General features: G+C 72.8%; 21 protein-coding genes and 2 pseudogenes. 15 read left to right on the forward strand and 8 right to left on the reverse strand.

Annotated features, from left to right (window positions below):
* Nucleotides 1-92: 92 nt before the first annotated feature.
* Entirely contained in the window at nucleotides 93-707 is a 615-nt protein-coding gene (locus tag ACFPZJ_RS28870) for a TetR/AcrR family transcriptional regulator (RefSeq protein ID WP_381027707.1), read from the reverse strand.
* 149 nt (nucleotides 708-856) lie between these two features.
* Here ACFPZJ_RS28870 and hmgA point away from each other — a divergent pair, with 149 nt between their 5' ends.
* From hmgA to ACFPZJ_RS28885, 3 genes are read left to right on the forward strand one after another with little or no spacing between them, the layout of a single operon-like run.
* Nucleotides 857-2,185 carry a homogentisate 1,2-dioxygenase gene (hmgA, locus tag ACFPZJ_RS28875; RefSeq protein WP_381027493.1) on the forward strand — a complete coding sequence of 443 codons (1,329 nt, stop codon included), beginning with the start codon at nucleotides 857-859 and terminating at the stop codon, nucleotides 2,183-2,185.
* A 28-nt stretch (nucleotides 2,186-2,213) separates the two neighbouring features.
* On the forward strand, nucleotides 2,214-2,963 hold the full coding sequence (locus tag ACFPZJ_RS28880; protein WP_381027495.1) for a GntR family transcriptional regulator: 750 nt from the start codon (nucleotides 2,214-2,216) through the stop codon (nucleotides 2,961-2,963).
* A 26-nt stretch (nucleotides 2,964-2,989) separates the two neighbouring features.
* The gene (locus ACFPZJ_RS28885; protein WP_381027498.1) at nucleotides 2,990-4,144 is read left to right on the forward strand and encodes a type ISP restriction/modification enzyme; all 1,155 of its coding nucleotides are present in this window, start codon (nucleotides 2,990-2,992) and stop codon (nucleotides 4,142-4,144) included.
* Between the two features lie 38 nt (nucleotides 4,145-4,182).
* On the opposite strand, the gene ACFPZJ_RS28890 is transcribed toward ACFPZJ_RS28885, so the two are convergent.
* From ACFPZJ_RS28890 to ACFPZJ_RS28905, 4 genes are all read right to left on the reverse strand, one after another.
* Nucleotides 4,183-4,308, reverse strand: coding sequence for a hypothetical protein (locus tag ACFPZJ_RS28890; protein ID WP_381027500.1), 126 nt, complete (start codon nucleotides 4,306-4,308; stop codon nucleotides 4,183-4,185).
* 326 nt (nucleotides 4,309-4,634) lie between these two features.
* Entirely contained in the window at nucleotides 4,635-4,904 is a 270-nt protein-coding gene (locus ACFPZJ_RS28895; RefSeq protein ID WP_381027502.1) for a hypothetical protein, read from the reverse strand.
* A 126-nt stretch (nucleotides 4,905-5,030) separates the two neighbouring features.
* Entirely contained in the window at nucleotides 5,031-5,843 is an 813-nt protein-coding gene (locus ACFPZJ_RS28900) for an anti-sigma factor (protein WP_381027505.1), read from the reverse strand.
* Nucleotides 5,840-6,433 carry a sigma-70 family RNA polymerase sigma factor gene (locus tag ACFPZJ_RS28905; protein ID WP_381027508.1) on the reverse strand — a complete coding sequence of 198 codons (594 nt, stop codon included), beginning with the start codon at nucleotides 6,431-6,433 and terminating at the stop codon, nucleotides 5,840-5,842. The genes ACFPZJ_RS28900 and ACFPZJ_RS28905 overlap by 4 nt, the downstream gene beginning before the upstream one ends.
* Before the next feature lie 221 nt (nucleotides 6,434-6,654).
* Here ACFPZJ_RS28905 and ACFPZJ_RS28910 point away from each other — a divergent pair, with 221 nt between their 5' ends.
* The 4 genes and pseudogenes from ACFPZJ_RS28910 (at nucleotide 6,655) to ACFPZJ_RS28925 (ending at nucleotide 13,412) form a co-directional block, all read left to right on the forward strand.
* A complete protein-coding gene (locus ACFPZJ_RS28910; protein ID WP_381027510.1) occupies nucleotides 6,655-8,187 on the forward strand; it encodes a DUF4331 domain-containing protein in 1,533 nt (510 codons plus the stop codon).
* Between the two features lie 99 nt (nucleotides 8,188-8,286).
* Entirely contained in the window at nucleotides 8,287-10,032 is a 1,746-nt protein-coding gene (locus tag ACFPZJ_RS28915) for a tetratricopeptide repeat protein (protein ID WP_381027512.1), read from the forward strand.
* Nucleotides 10,029-11,678 carry a nickel transporter gene (locus tag ACFPZJ_RS28920; protein ID WP_381027515.1) on the forward strand — a complete coding sequence of 550 codons (1,650 nt, stop codon included), beginning with the start codon at nucleotides 10,029-10,031 and terminating at the stop codon, nucleotides 11,676-11,678. The genes ACFPZJ_RS28915 and ACFPZJ_RS28920 overlap by 4 nt, the downstream gene beginning before the upstream one ends.
* Nucleotides 11,679-11,741: 63 nt before the next feature.
* Nucleotides 11,742-13,412, forward strand: a pseudogene (locus ACFPZJ_RS28925) (serine/threonine-protein kinase).
* Nucleotides 13,413-13,416: 4 nt separating this feature from the next.
* Here the strand turns inward: ACFPZJ_RS28925 and ACFPZJ_RS28930 are convergent.
* Nucleotides 13,417-14,223, reverse strand: a complete 807-nt coding sequence (locus ACFPZJ_RS28930; protein WP_381027518.1) for an SGNH/GDSL hydrolase family protein — start codon at nucleotides 14,221-14,223, stop codon at nucleotides 13,417-13,419.
* A gap of 314 nt (nucleotides 14,224-14,537) precedes the next feature.
* Here ACFPZJ_RS28930 and ACFPZJ_RS28935 point away from each other — a divergent pair, with 314 nt between their 5' ends.
* The 6 genes from ACFPZJ_RS28935 (at nucleotide 14,538) to ACFPZJ_RS28960 (ending at nucleotide 21,141) form a co-directional block, all read left to right on the forward strand.
* Nucleotides 14,538-15,743: a S8 family peptidase gene (locus ACFPZJ_RS28935; RefSeq protein ID WP_381027521.1), complete on the forward strand. Its 1,206-nt coding sequence runs from the start codon at nucleotides 14,538-14,540 to the stop codon at nucleotides 15,741-15,743.
* A gap of 625 nt (nucleotides 15,744-16,368) precedes the next feature.
* Nucleotides 16,369-17,205 carry a glycosyltransferase family 2 protein gene (locus ACFPZJ_RS28940; RefSeq protein ID WP_381027522.1) on the forward strand — a complete coding sequence of 279 codons (837 nt, stop codon included), beginning with the start codon at nucleotides 16,369-16,371 and terminating at the stop codon, nucleotides 17,203-17,205.
* The gene (locus tag ACFPZJ_RS28945) at nucleotides 17,202-18,389 is read left to right on the forward strand and encodes a glycosyltransferase family 2 protein (RefSeq protein ID WP_381027525.1); all 1,188 of its coding nucleotides are present in this window, start codon (nucleotides 17,202-17,204) and stop codon (nucleotides 18,387-18,389) included. The genes ACFPZJ_RS28940 and ACFPZJ_RS28945 overlap by 4 nt, the downstream gene beginning before the upstream one ends.
* Complete coding sequence (locus ACFPZJ_RS28950) at nucleotides 18,382-19,179, forward strand: polysaccharide deacetylase family protein (RefSeq protein ID WP_381027528.1); 798 nt, start codon at nucleotides 18,382-18,384, stop codon at nucleotides 19,177-19,179. The genes ACFPZJ_RS28945 and ACFPZJ_RS28950 overlap by 8 nt, the downstream gene beginning before the upstream one ends.
* Before the next feature lie 67 nt (nucleotides 19,180-19,246).
* Nucleotides 19,247-20,341, forward strand: coding sequence for a DUF5925 domain-containing protein (locus ACFPZJ_RS28955; protein ID WP_381027530.1), 1,095 nt, complete (start codon nucleotides 19,247-19,249; stop codon nucleotides 20,339-20,341).
* A gap of 29 nt (nucleotides 20,342-20,370) precedes the next feature.
* On the forward strand, nucleotides 20,371-21,141 hold the full coding sequence (locus ACFPZJ_RS28960; protein ID WP_381027532.1) for a DUF72 domain-containing protein: 771 nt from the start codon (nucleotides 20,371-20,373) through the stop codon (nucleotides 21,139-21,141).
* Nucleotides 21,142-21,679: 538 nt separating this feature from the next.
* Here ACFPZJ_RS28960 and ACFPZJ_RS28965 read toward each other — a convergent pair.
* Nucleotides 21,680-22,048, reverse strand: a complete 369-nt coding sequence (locus tag ACFPZJ_RS28965) for a GntR family transcriptional regulator (protein ID WP_381027534.1) — start codon at nucleotides 22,046-22,048, stop codon at nucleotides 21,680-21,682.
* A gap of 71 nt (nucleotides 22,049-22,119) precedes the next feature.
* On the opposite strand from ACFPZJ_RS28965, the pseudogene ACFPZJ_RS28970 reads away from it, so the two are divergent.
* Nucleotides 22,120-23,037, forward strand: a pseudogene (locus ACFPZJ_RS28970) (GNAT family N-acetyltransferase); the annotation flags it as partial.
* Between the two features lie 129 nt (nucleotides 23,038-23,166).
* Complete coding sequence (locus ACFPZJ_RS28975; protein WP_381027710.1) at nucleotides 23,167-23,523, forward strand: ribonuclease FAU-1 family protein; 357 nt, start codon at nucleotides 23,167-23,169, stop codon at nucleotides 23,521-23,523.
* Here ACFPZJ_RS28975 and ACFPZJ_RS28980 read toward each other — a convergent pair.
* Complete coding sequence (locus tag ACFPZJ_RS28980) at nucleotides 23,520-24,128, reverse strand: class I SAM-dependent methyltransferase (protein ID WP_381027537.1); 609 nt, start codon at nucleotides 24,126-24,128, stop codon at nucleotides 23,520-23,522. The genes ACFPZJ_RS28975 and ACFPZJ_RS28980 overlap by 4 nt on opposite strands.
* Nucleotides 24,129-24,155: the final 27 nt, after the last annotated feature.

Genomic DNA, 24,155 nt, shown 5'->3' on the forward strand with positions numbered 1-24,155 from the left:
CGGACTCCGTCGAGCATACCGACCGGTATGCATGCCGGGGAGGGCCGTGCGTGGACGGGGCCGGAAACTCCCCGGCGCCACGCCGGGCAGCGTCAGTCCAGCACCCGCGCCAGATAGGCCCGCAACATCTGCCGCATCTCTTCGATGATCTTCTCGTCGCCCTCCGGCGCCACCCGGAAGGCCAGGTGGACCAGGGTGTCGGCGGTCTCCACGGCGACGAGGAAGGTACGGCGCAGCTCCTCGTCCACCTGGCGGGCGAGGTACCCGGAGAGCAGATCCGTCAGTCGGTCGGCGACGCGGTGGTTCGGCTCGTGGCGGGAGCCGACCGGGATCTGGTTGCCGAAGTCGACGAGCGAGAAGCCGGGCGCGGTGCGCTTCATGTCCAGGTACTCGTCGAGCACGGCGTCCAGGGCCGCGCGCCAGCCCCCGTCGCCGGTCGCGCCGAGGCGCTCGGTGACGCGCTCGGAGTACCGCTCCAGGTTGCGCTGGGCCAGGGCGTCGGCCATCTGCCGCTTGTTGCCGAAGAAGCGGTAGACGGAGCCGATGGGGACGCCGGCACGCTGGGCGACGGCGCGGGTGCTCAGCGCGTCGTAGCCGACCTCGTCGAGCAGGTCGGCGCAGGCGTCGAGGATCCTGGTCAGCCGTTCGGCACTGCGCCGCTGCACGGGCGCACGGCGGAGCGATGTCGCGTGGGGCACGGGCATCATCATGCCTTTCCGGGAAGGTCCGGTGAACCTCCACCCCCCGTACGGAATCGCGTGCGCGTTCCACTCATCCGCGCCCGGCCCTCTTGCGCCGACGAAAACGCAATCCTACGGTGTCCCATAGGAATCAGAACTGCGAGGGAGCAGCGATCATGAGCGGGGACGCGCGGAAGACCGCCGAGGGCCTGACCTATCTCTCCGGCTTCGGCAACGAGCACAGCTCCGAGGCCGTCCCGGGCGCCTTGCCCGAGGGCCGCAACGCGCCGCAGCGCGCTCCGCTCGGGCTGTACGCGGAGCAGCTGAGCGGTACGGCGTTCACCGAGCCGCGGGCGCACAACCGCCGCTCCTGGCTCTACCGGATCCGCCCGTCGGCCGCGCACCCGGCGTTCACCCGCACCGGCAACGGCGCGATCCGCACCGCGCCCTTCACGCAGACGGTGCCCGACCCCAACCGGCTGCGCTGGAATCCGCTGCCCGCACCCGAGCCGGGGACCGACTTCCTCAAGGGCCTGTGGACCCTCGGCGGCAACGGCGACGTGACGCAGCGCAGCGGCATGGCCGTGCACCTCTACCACGCCAACGCCTCGATGGACCGTGTCTTCAGCGACGCCGACGGCGAACTGCTGATCGTCCCGGAGCGCGGCGGACTGCTGCTGCGCACCGAGTTCGGGATGCTGCATGTGGAGCCGGGCCATATCGCGCTCATCCCTCGTGGGGTCCGCTTCCGTGTGGAGCTTTTGGAGGACACTGCCCGCGGCTATGTGTGCGAGAACTACGGCGCCCCCTTCCGCCTCCCCGACCTCGGCCCGATCGGCGCCAACGGGCTCGCCAACGCCCGGGACTTCCGGGCACCGGTCGCCGCGTACGAGGACGTCGACGGCCCGGTGGAGGTGGTCAACAAGTTCTGCGGCAACCTCTGGACGGCCACGTACGACCACTCACCGCTCGACGTGGTCGCCTGGCACGGCAACCATGTGCCGTACGTCTACGACCTGCGCCGCTTCAACGTCATCGGGACGATCTCGTACGACCACCCCGACCCGTCGATCTTCACGGTCCTCACCTCGCCCTCCGACACCCCGGGGCTGGCCGCCGTCGACTTCGTCGTCTTCGCGCCGCGCTGGCTGGTGGGCGAGGACACCTTCCGGCCGCCGTACTTCCACCGGAACGTGATGAGCGAGTACATGGGCCTGATCGAGGGCGCGTACGACGCCAAGGCGGAGGGTTTCGTGCCGGGCGGCGGCTCGCTGCACAACATGATGTCGGCGCACGGGCCGGACCGGGAGACGTTCGACCGGGCGAGCACCGCAGAGCTGCGGCCGCAGAAGATCGACGACGGGCTGGCGTTCATGTTCGAGACCCGCTGGCCGGTCACCCTCACCCCGCAGGCGGCGCGGGCGGAGCATCTGCAGCAGCGGTACGACGATGTGTGGCGGGGCCTGGAGCGGCACTTCCGCCCGTCGGACGGCACGTTGCACTGAACGGTTCCGACCGGTACGGATATCAGCCGTGACCTCCTTCGCCCCGGACTCGATCGTCCTGAACCGCAAGCTGCCGCTCTGGTACCAGGTGTCGCAGTCGCTGCGCGCCTCGATCCTCGGCCGCTCGCCCCAGGACCCGCTGCGCCTGCCCACCGAGGAACAGCTGGCCGGGCACTACGGGGTGAGCGTGCTGACCATGCGGCAGGCGCTGAAGGAGCTGGAGGACGAGGGGCTGATCAGCCGTCACCGCCGGCGCGGCACGTTCATCGAGCCCGACGCCCGCAGGGGCGCCCCGGTGCGCCTGCTGGGCTCGGTGGACGCCATCGTGGCCCAGCAGTCCGGCATGACGACGCGGCTGCTGGAGCACGGCAGCGCCCCCGTGCCCGCCGAACTCGCCGAGTTCTTCCCGGACCTGGCCGAGGTGGCGACGTACCACCGGCTGCGCAGCGACGAGAAGACGGGTGAGCCGACCAACCACGCCCGCAACTACGTCCGCTCCGAACTCGCCGCCCGCATCGACCTGGACGACCTGGTCCGCTGGCCGATGACCAAGGTGCTGCGGGACGTCGTCGGGGCGGACATCAGCCGCATCACGGACACGGTGGAGGCGCGCCTGGCCGACCCGGAGACGGCGCGGCTGCTCGACGTCCCGCTGCTCAGCCCGATCCTGCACTACACCGGCATCACGTACGACGCCGGCGGGCGGCCCCTGGACGTGGCCGTCATCCACTACCGGGGCGACCGCTTCTCCTTCACCGTGACCCTGGACGCCACCTGACACCCCTGTCTCCGGCAGGCCGTACGATGCCCAGCGTGACGCACGACGACGCTCCGCCGCTGGCGGACCTCATGCCGTGGTCCGTCGCACCGCCGCGGCTCGGCCGGGGCTGGCCGACGGCCCCCGACGCGGCGTCCCTGAAGGCCCGTTGGGACGCGCTGGTGAAGGCCGAGGGGCCGGACCGCGAGGCGCTGTTCCAGCCGACGCGCTCGCGCACACCGCACTCGGCGGTCGGTCAGCTGCCGGGCCAGGCCACCGGCACGGAGAAGCTGGTCCGCGCCTCGGGCCCCTGCCCGGAGCCGGTGCGCGTGCTGCACGCCCCCTTCGACGAGCAGTGGCTGATCCCCGACCACCGCCTCATCGACGCGGCCCGCCCGGAGCTGTGGCGGGTGGCGGACGAGCGGCAGGTCTTCGCCGTGGAGACCGACGCCCCCGGCCTCGCGCTGCTGGCGACCTCCCTGCTGCCGCTGCTCCGCCCCGGCCGGGTCCGCCCGCTGTACCGGCGACCGGGCGGCACGGAACCGAACCTCGCGCCGGGCCTGCTGGAGCACCTGGGCTCCCGGCTCGGCACCGAGCCCAGCCCGCTGGACGTGCTGGCCTGGGTCACGGCGACGGCCCGCCCCGGCCTCACCGTCCCGCTCACCGGGGACGCCGCCGCGTGGGCGCGGGGCGTGGAGGTGGGCCACCGGATGCTGTGGCTGATGCGCCGTGACGGCGAGCGCCCCAAACTGCCGGGCGGCCGCCGCCCGTACGTCCGCGCGCCGCTGCCCTCCCGGCCCCTGACCGTGCGCTACGACCGCGACGAGGAGTCCCTGTTCCTGGACGAGGGCCGGATCTCGCCGGTGCCGCCGGAGGCCTGGGACTTCGAGGTGGCCGGGGTCCGCGTCCTGGAACAGTGGTTCACGGCCCGCACGGCGCGGGCCGAACCGGGAACACTGGCGGCGATCGGCCCGGCGACCTGGCCGCAGACCTGGACGTCGGAGCTGCTGGAGCTGATCACCGTCCTGGCCCTGCTCGCCGAACTGCGCCCGCGGCAGGAGGAGTTGACGGTGCCGGACCCGGTCACGGCGGCGGAGCTGCGGAAGGCGGGCGTGCTCCCGGTTGCGGACGGGGCCCGCAGGCCGGCTTCGGTGCTGAACGGCACCGAGGAGGGGCCGGAGGGGCAACTCGCGCTGATCTAGCCGCCGGCCTTCAACCCAGGCCGCCCTCGGCAAGCGGCCTACTCCCTGGGCGTGAAGGAGTCCAGCAGCCTCGTCATCATCCGGTCGAACGCTCTTTCCGGGTCGTCCGGCGGTGCGACGCCCCGCGCGAAGAGGGCGGCCAGGTGCGGATAGTCGCCGGTCATGACCCGGCTCATCATGCAGGCGCCGCGCACCGCCTGCTCCTGCTCCGCCGACCAGGGCACGGAGCGGGTGCGTTCGGCGACGACCTGCTCGTTGGCGACGTGAGGCCGAGCAGGATGCCGACTCAGGTGGCCGCGAAGCGGAACAGCAGCAACAGGCCGACGGGCGGGCGGGGCCCGCCTCCGTCACCGCCGGGCGGGGTGGCGGTGCGGAGGGGAGAGATGTGCCGCGACCGGGAGCGCACCGGGCGTCGCTGCGTGCCGCGGGAATGACGGACGGCGGTGTCGCAGCGCAGCGCCGGGGCGGTTCGGCCGCCCGGTCGCGGGCCCTACTCGCCGCCGAACAGCGAACGGCGCAGTCGGCGCAGCGGTGCGAACAGCGAGACGCGGCGCACGCGCGCGCCCCTGCCGCTGCGGTCGCGCGTGCTGTCACGCGCCGTGAGTTCACGCATCAGTGAGGTCGCCTCGACCGTCTCCCGCTGCGGGACGGCCGGTCCCGCCAGGATCGACAGATGGCGGTCGAGGCGCGAACTGCTCGCGCTGCTCCCGCAGGTGATCGCAGGGACCCTGGCCCTGCTGCGCACTGTTATCTGTTCCATGTCACTCCCCACCCGTACGAGTCCACCCGGCCCGGGCAGGTTAACCCTATCGCCCCGGTTAGGCACGCGTGTATCGCGGTCACAGGATTCACCTTCCCCATAAGGGGGTTGACGATGTCCGACCGATTACCCTCCGAATCCAAGCGAATTCAGGGCGAGTTGGACAATGGGCTGGCTGGTGGGCTGCGGCGATCCCCCGTCGGGTTCCACGGTCACGGCGAGTGATGTCGCCGACTTGTCGAGGCCGGCGGCGACCAAGGGCGTGTCGCCCTCGAAGAGGCCCAGGGAGCGCGGTTGCGCGCCGGGGCGCATCAGCCAGAGTTGATGCACACGGTCGTCCGGCAGGCCGTCGTGGCCGCCGAGGGTGACGACCGCACGCCCCTCCGATGCGGAAGCGATCACTCCGAGTGTGCCGCCCCGGCCGTCCCGGCCGCTGCTCGCGCGCGCGTCCGGAGCCGCGAGAACGTGGGCGATCTCACGCGCCTGGGCGCGTTCGGCGTTCAGCTGGTCCTGCGTGCGGTTCGCCTGGACGGCGAACAGCGAGGCGACGACGAGGGCCGCGGCGGCCGTCGCCGTGGCGAACGGCACGAACAGCGGGCGCGGCCGGCGCGTACGGGAGCGCGCCGGCGGCGGCTGGACGCCCCACACGTGGGGCGGCAGCGTGGGGGTGTGCCCACGGGCCGGTGCCGGTTCCTGCGGTGTCGTCCGTACGGCGGCCAGCACCCGGTCACGCAGGGCGGCGGGCGGCGGGGCGGCCGTCGACCAGGCGAGCCGGACGGCGTCCTCGGACAGCGCCCGCACCTCGGCGGCGCAGCGGTCGCAGCTGCTCAGGTGCTTCTCGAAGCGGATCCGCTCCGGAGGATCCAGCGCGTCGAGCGCGTAGGGCGCGGTGAGCGAGTGGGGGTCCTCGCGGCGCAGCAGTCGGTCGAGCAGGCTCATGCCGCGCCTCCCAGGCACTCGCGCAGCCGGGTCAGTCCGTCGCGCATCCGGGTCTTGACCGTGCCCAGCGGCAGGGAGAGCCGCTCGGCCACCTCACGGTAGGTGTAGCCCTCGTAGTAGGCGAGGGTGACCGACTGGCGTTGCAGGGCGGTGAGCCGGTCCAGGCAGCGGCGCACCCACTCGCGTTCCAGGCCGGCCTCCACCTCCTCGGAGACCTGGTCGAAGGCGGGATGGTGGGCGCGCTGGGCCTCGCGCTGCTCGCGTTCGCCGGCCGCGCGGGCGCTGCGGACCCGGTCGACCGCGCGGCGGTGGGCGAGGGTGAGGATCCAGGAGAGCGCGCTGCCCCGGCCGGGGTCGAACCGGGCGGCCGAACGCCAGAGTTCGAGCAGCACCTCCTGGGTCACCTCCTCGGACTGGGCCGGGTCGCGCACCACGCGCCGCACGAGCCCGAACACGGGCCCGGACACCAGGCCGTACAGCTGCTCGAACGCGTTCTGGTCACCGCCTGCCACGAGCAGCAGCAGCTCGTCCGCCTCCACTCGGTCCCCCTCTCTCCGGCCGCACGCGAGCCGTCCCCTCACCCGAGGCATCCACACCGTCCCCTCTCACACACGAGGCATTCGCAGCGCACGCGTCTCCGGATGGCATTACGGATCAGCCGACCGAAAACGCGGGTCGAGCGGTGAGAAATGCCGGTGCGGGACGCGTAAGGACGGTCGCGGAGCAACGAGTTCTCGGACTCGACCAATCCGCCCCGGCACCGGCTCCGAATCCCGGTGCGTCAGGCAAGTTGGCACTGAGGACGGACGGCATGACACCTTTCTCCAGGACCGGTGCGGGACATGGCGGCATCGCGACCCTGATCTGTGGGGCGCTGGCCGCCGGAGGGCTCGCAGCCGCCGGTGTGACCGCGCTGGAACCCAAGGCGGCCTCCGCCTCCAGCCACCGGGAGGCCCCGCTGATCTCGGGGACCCCGCAGTACGACAACACGGACGTGTACGCGTTCGTCAGCCCGGACAAGCCGGACACGACGACCATCATCGCGAACTGGATACCGTTCGAGGAACCGGCCGGCGGACCGAACTTCTTCACGTTCGCCGAGGACGCCCAGTACGACCTGCGCGTCGACAACAACGGTGACGCCCAGGAAGACCTGCTGTTCCGCTACACGTTCAGGACGCACGTCAAGAACGACAAGACGTTCCTGTACAACACGGGCCCGGTCACCAGCCTGGACGACCCCGACCTCAACATCACACAGACGTACGACATCGAGCTGCTGAAGCTGAAGAACCAGTACCCGGTGTCGAGGACGAAGGTCGCGGACGACGTGCCGGTGGCGCCGTCGAACGTCGGCAAGGCGTCCATGCCGGACTACGGCACGCTGCGCAAGCAGGCCATCCACCAACTCGCGGGCGGCGCTGCGACGTTCGCGGGGCAGGCCGACGACCCGTTCTTCCTGGACCTGCGGGTCTTCGACCTGCTGTACGGCGGGAACCTCTCCGAGGTCGGCAACGACACCCTCAAGGGCTACAACGTCAACTCCATCGCCCTGCAGGTCCCGAACCACCTGATCACCGAGTCGGCGGACCAGCCGGTCGTCGGCATCTGGTCCACGACGCAGCGCAAGAACGCGCGGGGCCAGTTCCGGCAGGTGTCGCGGCTGGGCAACCCGCTGGTGAACGAGGTCGTCAACCCGCTGAAGGACAAGGACACGTTCAACGCGTCCGCGCCGAAGGACGACGCCCAGTTCCTGCAGAACGTCACCAACCCCGAGCTGCCCAAGCTCATCGAGGCGATCTACAAGATCAAGGCGCCCGCCGAGCCGCGCAACGACCTGGTCGACGTGTTCCTCAAGGGTGTGAAGGACCTCAACCAGCCGCCCCACGTGACGCCGTCGGAGCAGCTCCGCCTCAACACCTCCATCAAGCCGGCCGCCAAGCCGAAGCGGCTCGGTGTGCTGGACGGCGACACCGCGGGCTTCCCGAACGGCCGTCGCCTCACCGACGACGTCATCGACGCCTCGCTCCAGGTCGTCGAGGGTGAACTGCTCGGCGCGAAGAACGACCTCGGGGACGCGGTCGACAAGAACGACAAGAAGTTCGGCCACTCCTTCCCGTACCTGGCCAACCCGACGGAGGGGTCGCGCGGTCCGCTCGCCAAGGGCGTCGACAGCGGCAACGACGTCCGCAGCCAGCTGGGCGACGCCCTGCGGCCGGCCGGCGCGACGGGCTCCGACGACACCGGCCTGATCGCCATGTCCGCGGGCGCGGGCGCCGCCGGCGTCCTGCTGGTCGGCAGCGGTCTGCTGTGGTGGCGCCGTATGCGGAACCGGGCGTACTGACCCGCGCCCCCACCGACAGGCGCGGTCCGTTTCCACCCGTCCCCACGGCACGGGCCGCGCCGCCGACCCCCCTTCAGAGAAAGCCGACCGAGGAGAGGCATGCCTCCGCGTACGAACGACAGCGCTTCGGAGCGACGACACGGCGAGGAGCCGGCCGCCGGACCGGGACCCGAAGCCGGGAGCAGCCCGGGGTCGGGAGCTTCGGGGTCGGGAGCTTCGGGGTCGGACGCTCCCGCGCCGGTCACTTCGGAGCAGGGCACGCCGGCGCCGGAGGCCGGCGCTCCCAAGTCGCAAACCTCCCAGCATGGCACCCCGGCACCGGAGTCCGGCGCTCCCGAGTCAGGCGCTCCGGAGTCGGAGACTTCAGTGCAGGGCACCCCGACGCCGCGTACGCCCGAGTCGGGTACCGGCGCCGACGCGGACGCCGAGGCCGAGGCCGTCGGCGGTGGCGCGCCGGACGGCGACCAGCGGGTCGCCGCCGTGCGGCGGGTCGCCGCTGCCGGGCGACGGTGGCGGGCGGGTCGTCTCGCCGGGTGTGCCGCGCTGCTCGCGGTGGCGCTGACCGCCGGGGCCGTCGCGGCCGGCGGTCTCCGGGACAGCCGTGGGGCCACGGTGGCCGCCTCGCCCGCGGGCGGTGCCCTGGCTCCCGGCACGCTGGCCGGCGGGGACCTCGACGCGGGGATCCGCTCGCTCCAGGCCCATCTCCGTGCCCAGCCACGGGACTTCAGCGGCTGGGCCACCCTCGGGCTCGCCTATGTCGAGCAGGCCCGCACCAAGGGCGACCCCTCGCGGTACCCGCAGGCGCAGCGGGCTCTGCGGCGCTCCCTCACCCTGCGACCCGGCAACGACCAGGCCCTCGCCGGCCGTGCCGCCCTCGCCGCGGCCCGGCACGACTTCACCGGCGCCCTCACCCACGCCGACCGGGCCCTGAAGCAGAACCCGTACAACGAGCGCGCCCTGTCCTCCCGTGTCGACGCCCTCGTCGAACTCGGCCGGTACGAGGAGGCGGCCGAGGCCGCCGACACCGCCGACAGCAGGCGGCCGGGCGTGCCGGTCTTCACGCGGTACGCCTACGTGCGGGAACTGCGCGGGGACGTGCGGACCGCGCGCCGCGTGCTCGAACAGGCGCTCGCCGGCGCCGCCTCGCCCGCCGACGTGGCGTACGTCGCCACCGCGCTCGGTCAACTCGCCTGGAACCAGGGCGACTACGACACGGCGCTCCGGCACTACGCGCGCGCCCTCGCCGCCGACGAGGACCACCTGCCCGCCCTGGAGGGCCGGGCCCGCGCCCAGGCCGCGAGCGGCGACCGCGCGGCCGCCATCGAGGCGCTGGAGCATGTCGTCACCCGTTCCCCGCTGCCCGGCCCGCTCGTCGCCCTCGGCGAGCTGTACGAGGCACGTGACGCCGAGGGCGACCGGGCGAGGGCCCGCGACCAGTACGCCCTCGTCGACGCCTGGACGGCCCTGGCCCGCGCGGGCGGCGTCAACGCCGACCTCGACACCGCGCTCGCCGCTGCCGACCACGGCGACGTGAAGGAGGCCCTGCGGGCGGCCCGCGCCGAATGGCAGCGCCGCCACAGCGTGCACACCGCGGACGCCCTGGCCTGGGCGCTGCACGTCAACGGCCGCAGCGAGGAGGCCCTGCCGTACGCCCGCCGGGCCACCGCCACCGGCTACCGCAACGCCGTCTTCCTCTACCACCGGGGCATGATCGAGCGCGCCGCCGGTCAGGAGCGCGAGGCCCGCGACCATCTGCGGGCCGCGCTGAGACTCAACCCCGGCTTCTCGCCCCTCGGCGCCCGTGACGCCCGAGCGGCCCTGCAGGACCTGGAGGCCTCCCGGTGATCCCCCGCCGTCTCCTCGGCTTTGGCGCGGCCGTCCTCACGGCCGCCTGCGCGCTCACCGTCCTGCCCGTCGCGAGCGCGAGCGCGCATCCGCTCGGCAACTTCACCGTCAACCGTTACGACGGCCTCGTCGCCGCTCCCGGTGAGCTCCGCGTCCACCATGTCGAGGACCTCGCCGAGGTCCCCGCGACCCAGGCCGGGCCGGACATCGAGCGGCTGGGCATCGCGGTGTGGGCCCGGCAGCGGTGCGCACGGGCCGCCCAGGACAGCGAGGTCACCGTCGACGGACGGACCGTCACCCTGACCGCAACACGCGGCCACGCGCGCGTGCGGCCCGGTCAGGCCGGGCTCGACACCCTTCGCGTGGAGTGCCGGCTGACCGCTCCCCTGCCCGCCCGGGACACCGTGGCCCTGGAGTTCCGCAGCGCGGGCGCCTCCTCCGGGCCCGGCTGGCGGGAGATCACCGCGCGCGGCGACCGTACGACGCTCACCGCGTCCGATGTGCCGGAGGAGTCCGCCTCGGCCCAACTGACCCGCTACCCGGAGGAGTTGCTCTCCTCCCCGGCCGACACCGCGAGCGCCTCCCTGCGCGTGCGGCCCGGCGGCCCGGCCCTGGCCGGCGACGAGGAGGAGACCGACGCTCCCGCCGCCTCCGTCCTGCCGCGCGCCGCCGACCGCTGGACGCGGGCGCTGGACGACCTGGTGGCACGGCACGACCTGACCGCCGGATTCGCCGCGCTCGCCCTGCTCATCGCCGTCGTCCTCGGCGCGATGCACGCGCTCGCCCCGGGCCACGGCAAGACCATCATGGCCGCGACGGCCGCCGCCCGGGGCGGCAGGGCCCGGATGAAGGACGTCCTGCCGCTGGCCGCGTCGGTGACGGTCACCCACACCTTGGGCGTGATCGCGCTCGGCCTCCTGGTGACGGCGGGTTCGGCGGCGGCCCCCTCGGTGATCTCCTGGCTCGGGATCACGAGCGGCGTCCTGGTGACACTGGCGGGCGCGAGCCTCGTACGACGGGCCCTGCGCAACAGGGGACACACGCACGATCACGGCCACCATCACGGCCACCCGCACGATCACGCCCCCGGCCACGACCACCCGCACGGCCATGACCACGCCCCCGCGCCCGACCACAGCCACAGCCACAGCCACAGCGACAGCGACAGCGACCAGGGCAGAACGCATAACCACGACCACGATCACGACCGCGGTCACGAAAACCACCACTCCCACCCCCATCCCCACCCGCACGCCGTCGAGCACACCCACGGCGGCTTCACCCACACCCACCCCACCGCCCCCACCGTCCGCGGCACGATCCTGCTCGGCTTCGCCGGAGGGCTGGTGCCCAGCCCCTCCGCCGTGGTGGTGCTCGTCGGGGCCGCGGCGCTCGGCCAGGCGTGGTTCGGTCTGCTGCTCGTCGTCGCGTACGGCGCCGGGCTGGCCCTGACGCTCACCGCGGCCGGATACGCCGTCGTCAAGGCGGGCAGCGGCGTAAGCCGGCTGCTGGACCGGCGGCCCCGCTGGACGGCCGGGCCGATGGCGGCGCTGGTGCGCCGGACCGCGCCGCTGGGTTCGGCGTTCGTCGTCGTGGCACTCGGGGCCGGATTGGTGTTCAAGGGGGCGGCATCCGCACTCGGCTGAGCTACTTTCGTAAAGAAACGGCGAAAACAGAGGATTCCGCCCGGCCGCGAAGGGGGGACGCCCGTGTCCGAAGATCCGGGCCGTGAGCGTGTGATCGTCGGCCGCTACCGACTGCTGTCCCCACTGGGCGAGGGCGGCATGGGAACGGTGTGGCGCGCCCGCGACGAGCTGCTGCACCGCGAGGTCGCCGTCAAGGAGGTACGTGCCCCGGCCGGTCTGCCCGCCTCCGACGTGGAGCGGTTGTACGCCCGTCTGCAACGGGAGGCGTGGGCGGCGGCCCGGGTCGCCGACCGCAACGTGGTGACGGTCTACGACGTCGCCACCGACGGCGGCCGGCCCTGGATCGTCATGGAGCTGGTGCGCGGCCTGTCCCTGGCCGAGGTTCTGGAGGCCGAGGGCCCGATGCCGCCGCAGCGCGCCGCGCACATCGGCGCGGAGGTGCTCGCCGCGCTGCGCGCCGCGCACTCGGCCGGGGTACTGCACCGGGACGTGAAGCCGGGCAACGTCCTCATCGCGAACGACGGCCGGATCGTCCTCACCGACTTCGGGATCGCCACGGTCGAGGGCAGTTCCGCGCTGACCATGACCGGGGAGGTCGTCGGGTCGCCGGAGTTCCTCGCCCCGGAGCGGGCGCTCGGCCGCACACCGGGCCCCGAGTCGGACCTGTGGTCGCTCGGGGTGCTGCTGTACGCGGCGGTGGAGGGCAGCTCCCCCTTCCGTCAGGACACCCCGCTGAGCACCCTGCGGGCGATCGTGGACGAGGAGTTGCCGCCGCCGCGCCGGGCCTGACCGCTCACCCCGGTCATCGAGGGGCTGCTGCGCAAGGATCCGGCCGAGCGGCTGCCCGCCGAGCGGGCCGAGCGGGAGCTGCGGATCATCGGTGCGGGCGGCACGCCCCGGGCGGACACCGTGCGGGCGGTGCCGTACCCGCCGACCATCGCGGCACACCCGCACCCGCGGCCGTCGTCCGCTGCGCCCATGCCGGTCACGGGAGTGCCCACGCCGCCCGGGCCCACCGCGACGACGACGGCCACCCGGCCGGACCGCGACCGCCGTGCCGCCGTGGTGCTGGTGGCGGGCGTGGCCGCCCTGGCCCTGGCGGTGGGCGGGCTGACGTACGTGCTGCTGAACCGAGGGGACGGCGACGGTTCCGGGAACACCGACCGGGGCGCCGGGGTGAGTTCGCCCACCGAGACCGGCAGGCCCACCCGGGACAGCGGCACTCCCACCCCCTCCCCGACGCCGAGCAGCAGGAAGAGCACTCCCCCGCCGCAGTCGGTCCGGGTGACGGTGGCGGGCGCGCACACCGAGTACTCCGGCGCCTGTCCGCCGCCGGGCGAGCAGGCCCCCGCCTTCACGGCGACGTTCACGGTCGGGCGGCTGCCGGCCGCGGTGAGCTACCGCTGGGTGGCGGAGGACGGCTCGGTGGCCGATCCGGAGTGGAAGACGCTCGACTTCCCGGAGGGCGGCGGCCGTACGAAGCAGGACACGGTGATCGTGACGACGTACTCGGAGACAGGGACGTTCGAGAACGAGATCGGTGTGGAGGTGCGGGAGCCGGTGGGCACCACATCCGACTCGGTGCCGTTCTCGGTGACGTGCGAGACGGAGACCCCGCCGGGCGGGGTCTCCCCTTCTCCCTCCGGAACGGAGTCCGGTACGGACGCCGGAACGGATTCCGGTGCCGGTTCTGGTTCCGGTACCGGCTCGGGTTCCGGTACGGACTCCGGCTGAGCGATCAGGCGTTGCTGTTCAGGACCGGCAGATAGCCGCCCGACTGACCCGCTGCCGTCGGGTGGTAGGACTCGCCGACGTTGAGCCAGTTGACGCTGTGCAGCCAGGAGCTGCCGGAGCAGATCTCGTGGCCGGTGAAGGTGGAGCGCACGTCGCCGAAGGTGAAGCCGTGGCCGGCGGCGCGTTTGGCGATGGCGGTGTCGAGGTGGTCGGCGGCGTCATTGATGGCCTTCCGCTTGGTCTCCGACAGGCCGAGGCAGCTGGTGCCGAGCTTGTAGAAGCGGGGGTAGCCGAGGACGACGACGCGGGCGTTCGGTGCCTTGGAGCGGATCGCCGAGTAGACGCTGTCGAGCTTGCCGGGCAGCGTCGAGTCGACGTAGGCCTTGGCCGTGTTGATCCGGGAGATGCAGGCGCTGTCGGACTGGAGCACACAGGTCGTCATGACGTCGGCGAACCCCGCGTCGTTGCCGCCCACGGTGACGGAGACCAGGCCGGTCGTGGAGTTGAGCGGACCGAGCTGACCGGCGAGAACATCACCCGTTCGAGCGCCGGAGCAGGCGGTGAACGCGAACGACGAGGGTGAGTGTGCGGCGGCCCAGAGGTACGGAAAGGCCTTCGTGCTGCGCTTGCAGTCGCCGCTGGAGCTGTCGTAGCTGCCGGCGCCGACGCCGGAGGAGTAGGAGTCGCCGAGCGCCACGTAGCCGCCGGCTTCGGTGAGTTGGGATGCCTGCGCGGTTGCTGCCCCGGTGAGGGCGGTACCGGCGGTGAGGAGCAGGGAGCTCAGGAAGAGGACAAGTCGGGAACGTCTCATGGAACCTCCCTTTAGCAGGATCTCTGCTCCAACCGTCGTAGCAACTACGCGTGTTGACGGGAAGTGTCCATGCCAAGACTCTTCGCCCTTTTCGGGATCGACACACCTCGTTCATCGCTCGTTTTGTTTCATGGGCATGACAGATTTGTTGACAACAGCTCAACTCCCTTGCTCTACGCCCGTAGTCGGCTCACGCTTTACTCCGGCCCGGAGCGGAACGCGACGCTCCCGGTCGTGTGCGCGAGCCCGCGCACATCCCCCACAGTCGCGCGCCCCACCCAGGCGTGCGCCGCCTAGAGGAGGACTCCCTCGTAATGGCACAACTGCGTAGCAAGAGACTGCGGTTCGCCGCCCTCACCTCCGTCGCGACCGCCGCCCTCGTGGGCGGGCTCACGGCTCTCCCCGCCCAGGCCGCCCCCGCCGAGGGCAAGGTGCTCGCCGCGGACTCCCCGACGGCCGTCAAGGACAGCTACATCGTCACGCTCAAGAAGAGCGCGGGCCTGAAGGCGTCCTCAGCCGCGGGCAAGGACCTCGTCGAGGAGTACGGCGGCACGGTGAAGAAGACGTTCGGCAAGGCGCTGAACGGCTACTCCGCCATCCTCTCCGCCACCGAGGCCAGGCGGCTCGCCGCCGACCCGGCGGTGGCCTCCGTCGAGCAGAACCAGCGCGTCCAGCTCGCCGCGACCCAGTCCAACGCCCCCTGGGGTCTGGACCGCATCGACCAGACCTCGCTCCCGCTCTCCGGCACCTACACCTACCCGGACAGCGCGGGCAGCGGCGTGACGGTCTACGTCATCGACACCGGCGTCCGCATCACGCACCAGCAGATCAGCGGCCGGGCCACCTACGGTTACGACGCCGTCGACGGCGACACCACCGCCTCCGACGGCAACGGCCACGGCACCCACGTGGCCACGACGGTCGCGGGCTCGACGTACGGCGTCGCCAAGAAGGCGAAGATCGTGGCCGTCCGGGTGCTGAACAACAGCGGCTCCGGCACCACGGCGGGCGTGATCGCCGGCATCGACTGGGTGACCAAGAACCACTCCGGGCCCTCGGTCGCCAACATGTCGCTCGGCGGCGGGGCCTCCACCGCGCTCGACACGGCGGTCCGCAACTCCATAGCCAGCGGCGTGACCTACGCCGTCGCGGCGGGCAACAGCAGCACCACCGCCTCCTCGTCCTCCCCGGCCCGGGTCTCCGAGGCCATCACGGTCGGCGCGACCACCAGCACGGACGCCAAGGCGAGCTACTCGAACTACGGCTCGGCCCTGGACATCTTCGCGCCCGGCTCCTCCATCACGGCGGGCTGGCACACCAGCGACACCGCGACCAACACCATCTCCGGCACGTCGATGGCGACCCCGCACGTCGCCGGCGCGGCGGCGGTCTACCTCGCGGGCCACACCTCGTCGACCCCGGCCCAGGTCGCCTCGGCCCTGGTGAACGGCGCCACCACCGGCAAGGTCACCAGCGCGGGCACCGGTTCCCCGAACCGGCTGCTGAAGCTCGTTCCGTAGTCGCTTCCACGTTCCAACTCCCGTTCCCCGGAGGTGTGTTCACCTCCGGGGAACACCTGTTTAATTCCGGACGACTTCCGGTGCCGGGGCCGTCCGGCCCTTGACGCCCCCGGCCCGCTGCGCGACATTGAAGCCCGGCATCCGGCGCTTCGGGGGGCAAAGTCGGCCATGCATGCCATCCGTGTCAGGGCTTCCGGAACCGGACGTGTTCCCGGGCCCGTCTTCCACGCCGTGCCGGTGACCCGAGAGGTGCACGCAACGGCCAAACCAACAAAAACGTGAGACTCGTTCCAGGTCTTGCCATACGGGTTCAATCGTCAATACCGTCATACATCTCACCCGCATCGGTCCGTCAGTACGCGGCTCTAGGGGAGGGCTCAAGGACCGCGACGAACCGGCGCGGGGCGCGGTAGGGGGGTGCCGTGCTCGGTGACAGCAACCGTGACCGAGCCGTGCCGCGCGGTCGGCTGCCGTTCTTTCGCGGCCCGGCCAGCTTTGCCAGCTCACCCGGCCCGTCCGACGTTCCCGTCGGCGTGCCCGGGCGAGAACAACCCCCCTTTCGAACCGGACGAAGAGCCGGGCCGCCCAGGGGCGGGCGGTCCACCGGACGAGAGGGACCAGACTCATGAGCTCAGTTCTGCAGCCGGCGACCACGGACCGGGGTCCGTCGCCCGCCGGTCCGTCCACCGCCGGAACATACCGGCCCGTCTCCTCACACCTGGCCATCGCGCCGCCGGTGAGCGTGGTCATCCCGGCCATGAACGAGGCGGAGAACCTTCCGTACGTCTTCAAGACCCTGCCCGACTGGATCCACGAAGTGGTCCTGGTCGACGGCAACTCCACCGACGACACCGTCCAGGTGGCCCGTGAGCTGTGGCCCGACGTCAAGGTCGTCGAGCAGCGCGGCAAGGGCAAGGGCGACGCCCTGATCACCGGGTTCCAGGCGTGCACCGGCGACATCATCGTGATGGTCGACGCGGACGGCTCGGCGGACGGCAACGAGATCGTGTCGTACGTCTCCGCCCTGGTCTCCGGCGCGGACTTCGCCAAGGGCTCCCGCTTCGCCAACGGCGGCGGCACGGACGACATGACTTTCATCCGCAAGCTCGGCAACTGGGCCCTGTGCACGGTCGTCAACCGCAAGTTCGGCGCCCGCTACACCGACCTGTGCTACGGGTACAACGCCTTCTGGCGGCACTGCCTGGACAAGATCGACCTCGACTGCACCGGCTTCGAGGTCGAGACGCTGATGAACATCCGGGTGGTCAAGGCCGGGCTGAAGGTGCAGGAGATCCCGAGCCACGAGTACCTCCGCATCCACGGCACCAGCAATCTGCGGGCCGTGCGGGACGGGTTCCGGGTGCTCAACGTGATCCTCAAGGAGCGCTCCAACCGGCGCGCGCTGCGCCGCCGCGCGCACCACTCGCCGATGCTGGACACGGTCCGGGGAGAAGTGTCTTGAGCGACGCCGCGAGCTCCGCTCCGGAGATCTCCGTCGTGATCTGCGTGTACACCGAGGACCGCTGGGAGGACATCCTCGCGGCGGTCTCCTCGGTGCGGGCGCAGTCGCGGCCGGCCCTGGAGACGCTGCTGGTCGTCGACCACAACGAGCCCCTCCTGGACCGTCTGACCAAGGAGTACAAGGAGTACAAGGAGTACGGGGAACCCAAGGAGCACGGGGAACGCGCGGCGGCGGGGCGCGTGCGGGTGCTCGCCAACGCGGGCCCGCGCGGTCTGTCCGCCGGCCGCAACACCGGGATCGCGGCCGCGCGCGGCGAGGTCGTCGCCTTCCTCGACGACGACGCGGTGGCCGAGCGCGACTGGCTGCGGCACTTCGCCGAGGCGTACGCCGACCCTCGCGTCATGGCGGTCGGCGGCCGTACGGAGCCGGTCTGGGCGTCGGGCCGCCGGCCCGCCTGGTTCCCGGAGGAGTTCGACTGGGTGGTGGGCTGCACGTACCGGGGTCTGCCGCGCGGCCGGGTGCGGGTCCGCAACGTGCTCGGCGGGAACGCTTCGTTCCGTCGCAGCGCCTTCGACGCGGCGGGCGGCTTCGCCACCGGCATCGGACGGGACGGCGACAAACGCCCGCTGGGCTGCGAGGAGACGGAGCTGTGCATCCGCCTCAGCCGTGCCCGGCCCGACGCGGTGCTGCTGATCGACGACCGTGCGGTGATCCACCACCGGGTGCCCGAGGTGCGCGAGCACTTCCGGTACTTCCGCACGCGGACGTACGCGGAGGGTCTGTCGAAGGCGCTGGTGGCCAGGAGTGTCGGCGCCGACAAGGGCCTGGAGTCCGAGCGCCGCTACACCACCCGCGTCCTGCCGGCCGGGGTGGCGCGCGGCCTGCGCGACGCCCTGCTCGCCCGGCCGGGCGGCGCGGCCCGCGCGGCCGCGATCGTCGCCGGGGTGCTCACGGCGGCGGGCGGCTATGTGGTGGGCAGCGCACGGGCCCGCCGCGGCGGCGCGACGTTCACCGTGGCGGGGATCGAGGGACGGGGCTCCGCTGCGGCGGCCACGGAGCACGGCTGCGCCCCACCGCCCGAGGGACGGGGCTCCCCGGCGGCGGGCCGGGCGCGGAGCGATGCTGTGGGGAGCGCCACGGTGAGGAGCTCCGCGGAGGGGAGCGAGGAGGGCAGCCGTGGTTGACGCCGCCGTGCCGATCCTCATGTACCACGCCGTCGCGGTCGATCCCAACGACGCCACCCGGCCCCTGTCCGTGACACCGGAGGCGTTCGTCGAGCAGATGGCGGTGCTCGCGGAGCTGGGGTTCACACCGGTCGACACCGCCGCGCTGGCGGCGGGCTGGCGGTCCGGTCGGACACTGCCCGAACGGCCCGTGCTGATCACCTTCGACGACGGGTACGAGGGTGTGCACCGGCACGCCCTGACCGCCCTCGCCAAGTACGGCTTCCCGGCCACGCTCTTCGTCACCACCGGCTGGCTCCGGGGCCCGTACGACACCGGGGGCGCCCCGGACACCATGCTGGACTGGGACCAGGTCCGCGAACTGGCGGACTCCGGCGTCGAGATCGGCGGGCACAGCCACAGCCACCCGCAGCTCGACCAGCTGTCCGACGCGGCGCTGAGGTCCGAGCTGATCCACTGCAAGGAGATCCTCGGCGACCAACTGGGCACCGTACCCGCCTCCTTCGCCTACCCGTACGGCTACTCCAGCCGCCGGGTGCGGCAGGCGGTGCGCGAGACCGGGTACGCCCAGGCGCTCGCCGTCGGCAACGGCCTGGCGCGGCGCCGGCAGGGACCGTACGCCCTGCGGCGCGTCACCGTGCGGCGGGGCACCGGCATCGACGAGTTCGAGCGGGTGGTGCAGGGCCGTGCGCTCGCCCGGACCTTCGCCCGGGACCGTGCCCTGACCAAGGGATACGCGGTCGTGCGCAGGGCCCGGCAGGCCGCCCGGACGGCGGTCGGCGCGCTGTGAGCCGGGCGCCGCGCGCACCCTCGGAAACGGGGTGCACGCGGCGCCCGCGTGCCGGATCATGGGCGGCATGTCTGCGAACCCACACGACGCTCTGCCGATCCGGCTCCACGTCGACGACAGCGACTCCCCGTCCGACGTCGTCGACGCGCTGTTCCTCGGCCGCTTCGCGACGGGCGAGCAGCCGTACTCGCACGCTGTCAACATCGACCGCGTCCGGTCGGGGGCGACGCTGCTGCCGCCCGGCGCCCGCGTGCTGCGCGTGGCCCGGGACGACGACCGCAGCGCCACCCTGGCGGAGGGCGACGACTGGACCCTGCTGGTCTCCCGCTGGAACCGGGGCGCCGACGTCACGGTGACCGCGACCAGCGCCGAACTGGCCAAGAAGGTCCTCGACCAGGCGACGGACGGCGCGGCGGACGAGCCCGAGCCGCAGCCGGAGAACGTGACGATGGGCTTCTGGTACGTGTCGCCGCGGCGGGGCCCGCACCGCACGACCCGCCAGATCGCGGCGGGCACCTGGGACGAGGTGCGGGCCAACTACACCGCGCCGGTGGCGGACGCGATGGGCCGTCTGATGAAGACGACCCCGGAGGACATCGCGGGCCGGCTGCTCCTGCTGCACGGCCCGCCCGGCACCGGCAAGACATCGGCGCTGCGCACCCTGGCCCGCTCCTGGCGCGACTGGTGCCAGGTGGACTGCGTCCTGGACCCCGAGCGGCTGTTCTCCGACGTCGGGTACCTGATGGACATCGCGATCGGCGAGGACGACCCGACCGGCAAGGGCCGCTGGCGGCTGCTGCTGCTGGAGGACTGCGACGAGCTGATCCGCGGCGAGGCCAAGCACACGGCGGGCCAGGCGCTGTCGCGACTGCTGAACCTGACCGACGGCCTGCTCGGCCAGGGCCGCAACGTCCTGGTCGGGGTCACCACCAACGAGGACCTGGAGCGCCTGCACCCGGCCGTCGTCCGCCCCGGCCGCTGCCTGGCCCGCATCGAGGTGGGGCCGCTCACCCGTACGGAGGCGGTGAACTGGCTGGGCCGGGAGGACGGCATCGGCCGGGACGGGGCCACGCTCGCCGAGCTGTACGCGCTGCGCCGGGGCACGTCGCCGACGGCACTGCCGGAGCCGCGGGGCGGTACGGACGCGGGGCTGTACCTGTAGGAGCCCGGCAGCGGTGCTTTGATGGTCGTATGACCCTGTTCGTCGGGACGTCCGGGTGGCAGTACAAGGACTGGCGCGACGTCCTGTACCCGTCCGGGCTGCCGACGCGGCTCTGGCTGCAGCGGTACGCGGCGGGCTTCGCCACGGTGGAGATCAACAACGCCTTCTACCGGCTGCCGGCCCGGGAGACCTTCGAGGCCTGGCGGGAGCGCGTGCCCGCCGACTTCGTGGTCGCGGTGAAGGCGAGCCGCTACCTGACCCACATCAAGCGGCTGCGGGAGCCTGAGGAGCCGGTGCACCGCCTGATGAGCCACGCGGCGGGCCTCGGCGAACGGCTGGGCCCCGTCCTCCTCCAGCTCCCGCCCACCCTCCGCGCCGACCCGGCTCTGCTGGACGCCTGCCTGGCCTGCTTCCCGCCGTCGGTCCGGGTCGCGGTCGAGCCGCGCCACGACTCCTGGTGGACGTCCGAGGTCCGCGCGGTCCTCGTCTCCCGGGGCGCCGCCCTGTGCTGGGCCGACGTCCTGGCCCGCCCCGTGACCCCGCTGTGGCGCACCACCGACTGGGGCTACGTCCGCTTCCACCAGGGCCGCGCCCAGCCGTGGCCGCGCTACGGCCGGCGGTCGCTGGAGTCGTGGCTCCGCCGCATCGCCGCCACCTGGTCCGCCGGCGAGGACGTGTACACGTACTTCAACAACGACCCGGGCGGGGCGGCGGTGAGGGACGCGGTGGCGTTCGCGAGGCTGGCGAGGACAGCCGGCCTCCAGGCCACCCGGACACCGGACCACCCGGCACCCGTCTGACCCCGCGGTCCCACGCGGCCAGGCTCGGTCCGACCGTGCGCACACCCGCCGACGCTCCCTTTCCGCACCGCCGGGCGAGTCCCTCCAGATGCCCGACCCGCTGACACGCCGTTCCCGCGCGGCCGGGCGCATCCGTCGGCCGGGGCGGGCCCACTGACGCTCGCTCGGCGTCACGCACTTTCCACATCGCCGGGCACGTCCGACCCCGTGTGCGGCCGGCTCACTCTCCGTTCCCACACCACCGGGCCCGTCCGTCGGGCAGGTCGGGCCCACTGACACTCGCTCAGCGCCACGCACTTCCCACATCCACCGGGCGCATCCGTCCAACGGGCCGGGCCCACAGACACTCGCTCCCCGCCAGGCACTTCCCACACCACCGGAACCCGTCCGACCGCAGCTCCCGCGTCCGACACGACTTCCCACGCGGCCGGGCCCATCCGTCCGGCAGGCCAGGCCCTCTGACGTGTCCTCCCGGCACCGTCGGACGGCTCCCTCCCCAGGCCGCCCGACGGCGCTCACCCAGCCCGGCGCGGCCGGACTACTCCCCGTAGGCCGCCCGCAGGGCATCCCGCGCCGCCGCCAGCGCGTCGTCCTGGGTGAGTCCCAGCCGACGAGCCCGCTCGGCGTAGACCTGCGCGGCCGACGCCAGCTCCCGCTCCGCCGCCGAGCCGGCGGCGGCCACGAACGTCCCGTTGCGCCCCCGCGTCTCGATCACCCCGTCCGCCTCCAGCGCCCGGTACGCCTTGGCGACGGTGTTCGCGGCAAGGCCCAGCGACTCGGCCAGCCCCCGCACGGTCGGCAGCCGGTACCCCACCGGCAGCGTCCCCGCCCGAGCCTGCTCGGAGATCTGTGCCCGCACCTGCTCGTACGGCGGTGCGCTGTCGTCGATGTGGATCTTCAAGGTCACGGGGCGATTGTCCCGTACCCGCCGGAAAATGGGAGGCAACCAAAGGCATGCCCCGCGTAGCGTGGGACTCCATGACCATGATCGTGCGCGACCTGCGTCCCGACGTCCCAGCCGACGCAGAGGGCTTCTCCCATGTGCGCCGCCTCGCCGTTCCCTTCGTGCTGTCCACCCCCGAGTCGGTGCTGCACCACCTCACGCACGCCCACCCGGACTCCCACTTCGCGCAGCTCCTCGTCGAGGAGGACGGCGAGATCGTCGGCACGGCGCAGATCGGCCTCGCCCACGACAGCCCCGAGCCCGGCCAGGGCTTCCTCAACATCTACGTACGCCCGGACCGGATGCGGCGCGGCGCCGGTTCGCTGCTGGTGCGCACCGCCGAGGAGCGGCTGGCGGGGCTGGGTGCCACCAAGCTGTTCGCCTGGGTCATGGACGAGCCGGACAACCGCGCCTTCGCCGAGCGGCACGGCTACCGGGCCAGCCGCTCCGCTTACTTCCAGCGCCTGGACCTGGCCGGCGGCCTGCCGCCCCGCCAGGACCCGCCGCCCGGCGTCGAACTGCGGACGGCTGCCGACTTCGCGGACGATCCGCGCCCGATGTTCGAGCTGGACGCGGAGGCCTCGTCGGACGAACCGAGCGACATCGCGGCCGAGTTCACCGACTACGAGGCGTGGATCGAGGAGACCTGGAAGCACCCTCTTCTCGACCTCGGCCTGACCTCGGTCGCGGTGGTCGACGGCCGCCCGGCCGCCTTCAGCGCGGCCCACACGGACGGCGCCCGGTACGCCACCGCCATGACCGGCACGGCCCGCGCCCACCGCGGCCGGGGCCTGGCCAAGCTCGCCAAGAACGACTCCCTGCACCGGGCCCGCGCCGCGGGGTACACGGAGGCGTTCACGGGAAACGACACCGGCAACGAACCGATGATCGCCGTCAACAAGTGGTTCGGGTACGAGGTCTGCGGGACGGAGGTGCGCTATGTCCGCGAACTCCCTGACCAGAGGGACCTCCTGGACGTCGTCCTCGTCAAGGCGGGCCGGACGAAGATCTGTTACCCGGCCCGGCTGCTCGCCGACGACGGCACCCGCATCGCCGTGCGCGCGGCGTGGGCGGGTGACGGCGTGCGCGACTTCGGCTTCGTCCGCTTCGAGCCCGGGGACGTCTTCACGGAGTACTACTGGCGCGACCGCTGGTACGCCGTGAAGGAGGTCCGCGCCGCCTCGGGCGCCGTCAAGGGCTGGTACTGCGACATCACGCGCCCGGCCGTGCGCTCCGGCGCCCGACTGACCGTCGAGGACCTTGATTTGGACCTGTGGCGCTCGGCGGACGGCACGGACGTACGGCGCCTGGACGAGGACGAGTTCGCCGCCAGCGGCCTGGCCCGGACGGAGCCGGACGCGGCGGCCGCCGCGGTGGCGGCGCTCGACGAACTGGAGGCACTGGCTCACGAGAACGGCTTCGGCGCGCTGCTGGCCTAGGCCGGGCCTTCCGGCACCAGGACCACCGCGTACCGCTCGTCGTCCACCTCCCTGCCCCACAGCCGCGGGTCGTCGGACAGCCGCTCCACGCGCAGCCGTCCGGCGACCGGAGCGAGCAGGGCGGTGAGCCGGTCCGCCGGTATGCCGACGGGGCTGACCGTCCCCCACACGCCCTCGACCAGCACCAGCCGCCCTGCTGGACGCAGCAGCCCGCGCCAGTGCCGCAGGACGCGGGCGGGGTCGGGCAGCGTCCACAGGACGTGCCGCACGAGGACGACGTCGAAGCGCTCCTTGCCGACCGGCGGCGCCGCGGCGTCGCCGATCAGGAACACCGCGTCACGCCCAGCCAGTTTCTCCCGGGCCCGGGCCACCATGTTCGGGGCGAGATCGACGCCGGTCACACGATGTCCCTGTTCGGCCGCCAGGAGCGACAGGCTGCCGGTGCCGCAGCCGACGTCGAGGACGTCGCCCGGCCGCGCCGGCAGCCAGGAGCGCAGCCGGTCGGCCCAGGCCCGGCGCACGTCCGCGTCACGCAGCCCGTGGTCCGGCTCGTCGTCGAAGGCGGCGGCCTGCGCGTCCCAGTCGAGTGCCCGGTCGTTCGTCATGGCCCCAGGGTGACAGCCGCCACTGAC

This window comes from Streptomyces bullii (assembly GCF_042657145.1).
GTDB classification, from domain to species: Bacteria; Actinomycetota; Actinomycetes; order Streptomycetales; family Streptomycetaceae; genus Streptomyces; species Streptomyces bullii.

What these genes read in the sequence shown, in the direction of transcription:
- ACFPZJ_RS28870 (WP_381027707.1), bottom strand. Translation starts at nt 707, where the DNA reads ATGATGCCCGTGCCCCACGCGACATCGCTCCGCCGTGCGCCCGTGCAG.
- hmgA (WP_381027493.1), top strand. Translation starts at nt 857, where the DNA reads ATGAGCGGGGACGCGCGGAAGACCGCCGAGGGCCTGACCTATCTCTCC.
- ACFPZJ_RS28885 (WP_381027498.1), top strand. Translation starts at nt 2,990, where the DNA reads ATGCCCAGCGTGACGCACGACGACGCTCCGCCGCTGGCGGACCTCATG.
- ACFPZJ_RS28890 (WP_381027500.1), bottom strand. Translation starts at nt 4,308, where the DNA reads ATGACCGGCGACTATCCGCACCTGGCCGCCCTCTTCGCGCGGGGCGTC.
- ACFPZJ_RS28895 (WP_381027502.1), bottom strand. Translation starts at nt 4,904, where the DNA reads ATGGAACAGATAACAGTGCGCAGCAGGGCCAGGGTCCCTGCGATCACC.
- ACFPZJ_RS28900 (WP_381027505.1), bottom strand. Translation starts at nt 5,843, where the DNA reads ATGAGCCTGCTCGACCGACTGCTGCGCCGCGAGGACCCCCACTCGCTC.
- ACFPZJ_RS28905 (WP_381027508.1), bottom strand. Translation starts at nt 6,433, where the DNA reads ATGCCTCGGGTGAGGGGACGGCTCGCGTGCGGCCGGAGAGAGGGGGAC.
- ACFPZJ_RS28910 (WP_381027510.1), top strand. Translation starts at nt 6,655, where the DNA reads ATGACACCTTTCTCCAGGACCGGTGCGGGACATGGCGGCATCGCGACC.
- ACFPZJ_RS28915 (WP_381027512.1), top strand. Translation starts at nt 8,287, where the DNA reads ATGCCTCCGCGTACGAACGACAGCGCTTCGGAGCGACGACACGGCGAG.
- ACFPZJ_RS28930 (WP_381027518.1), bottom strand. Translation starts at nt 14,223, where the DNA reads ATGAGACGTTCCCGACTTGTCCTCTTCCTGAGCTCCCTGCTCCTCACC.
- ACFPZJ_RS28935 (WP_381027521.1), top strand. Translation starts at nt 14,538, where the DNA reads ATGGCACAACTGCGTAGCAAGAGACTGCGGTTCGCCGCCCTCACCTCC.
- ACFPZJ_RS28940 (WP_381027522.1), top strand. Translation starts at nt 16,369, where the DNA reads ATGAGCTCAGTTCTGCAGCCGGCGACCACGGACCGGGGTCCGTCGCCC.
- ACFPZJ_RS28955 (WP_381027530.1), top strand. Translation starts at nt 19,247, where the DNA reads ATGTCTGCGAACCCACACGACGCTCTGCCGATCCGGCTCCACGTCGAC.
- ACFPZJ_RS28960 (WP_381027532.1), top strand. Translation starts at nt 20,371, where the DNA reads ATGACCCTGTTCGTCGGGACGTCCGGGTGGCAGTACAAGGACTGGCGC.
- ACFPZJ_RS28980 (WP_381027537.1), bottom strand. Translation starts at nt 24,128, where the DNA reads ATGACGAACGACCGGGCACTCGACTGGGACGCGCAGGCCGCCGCCTTC.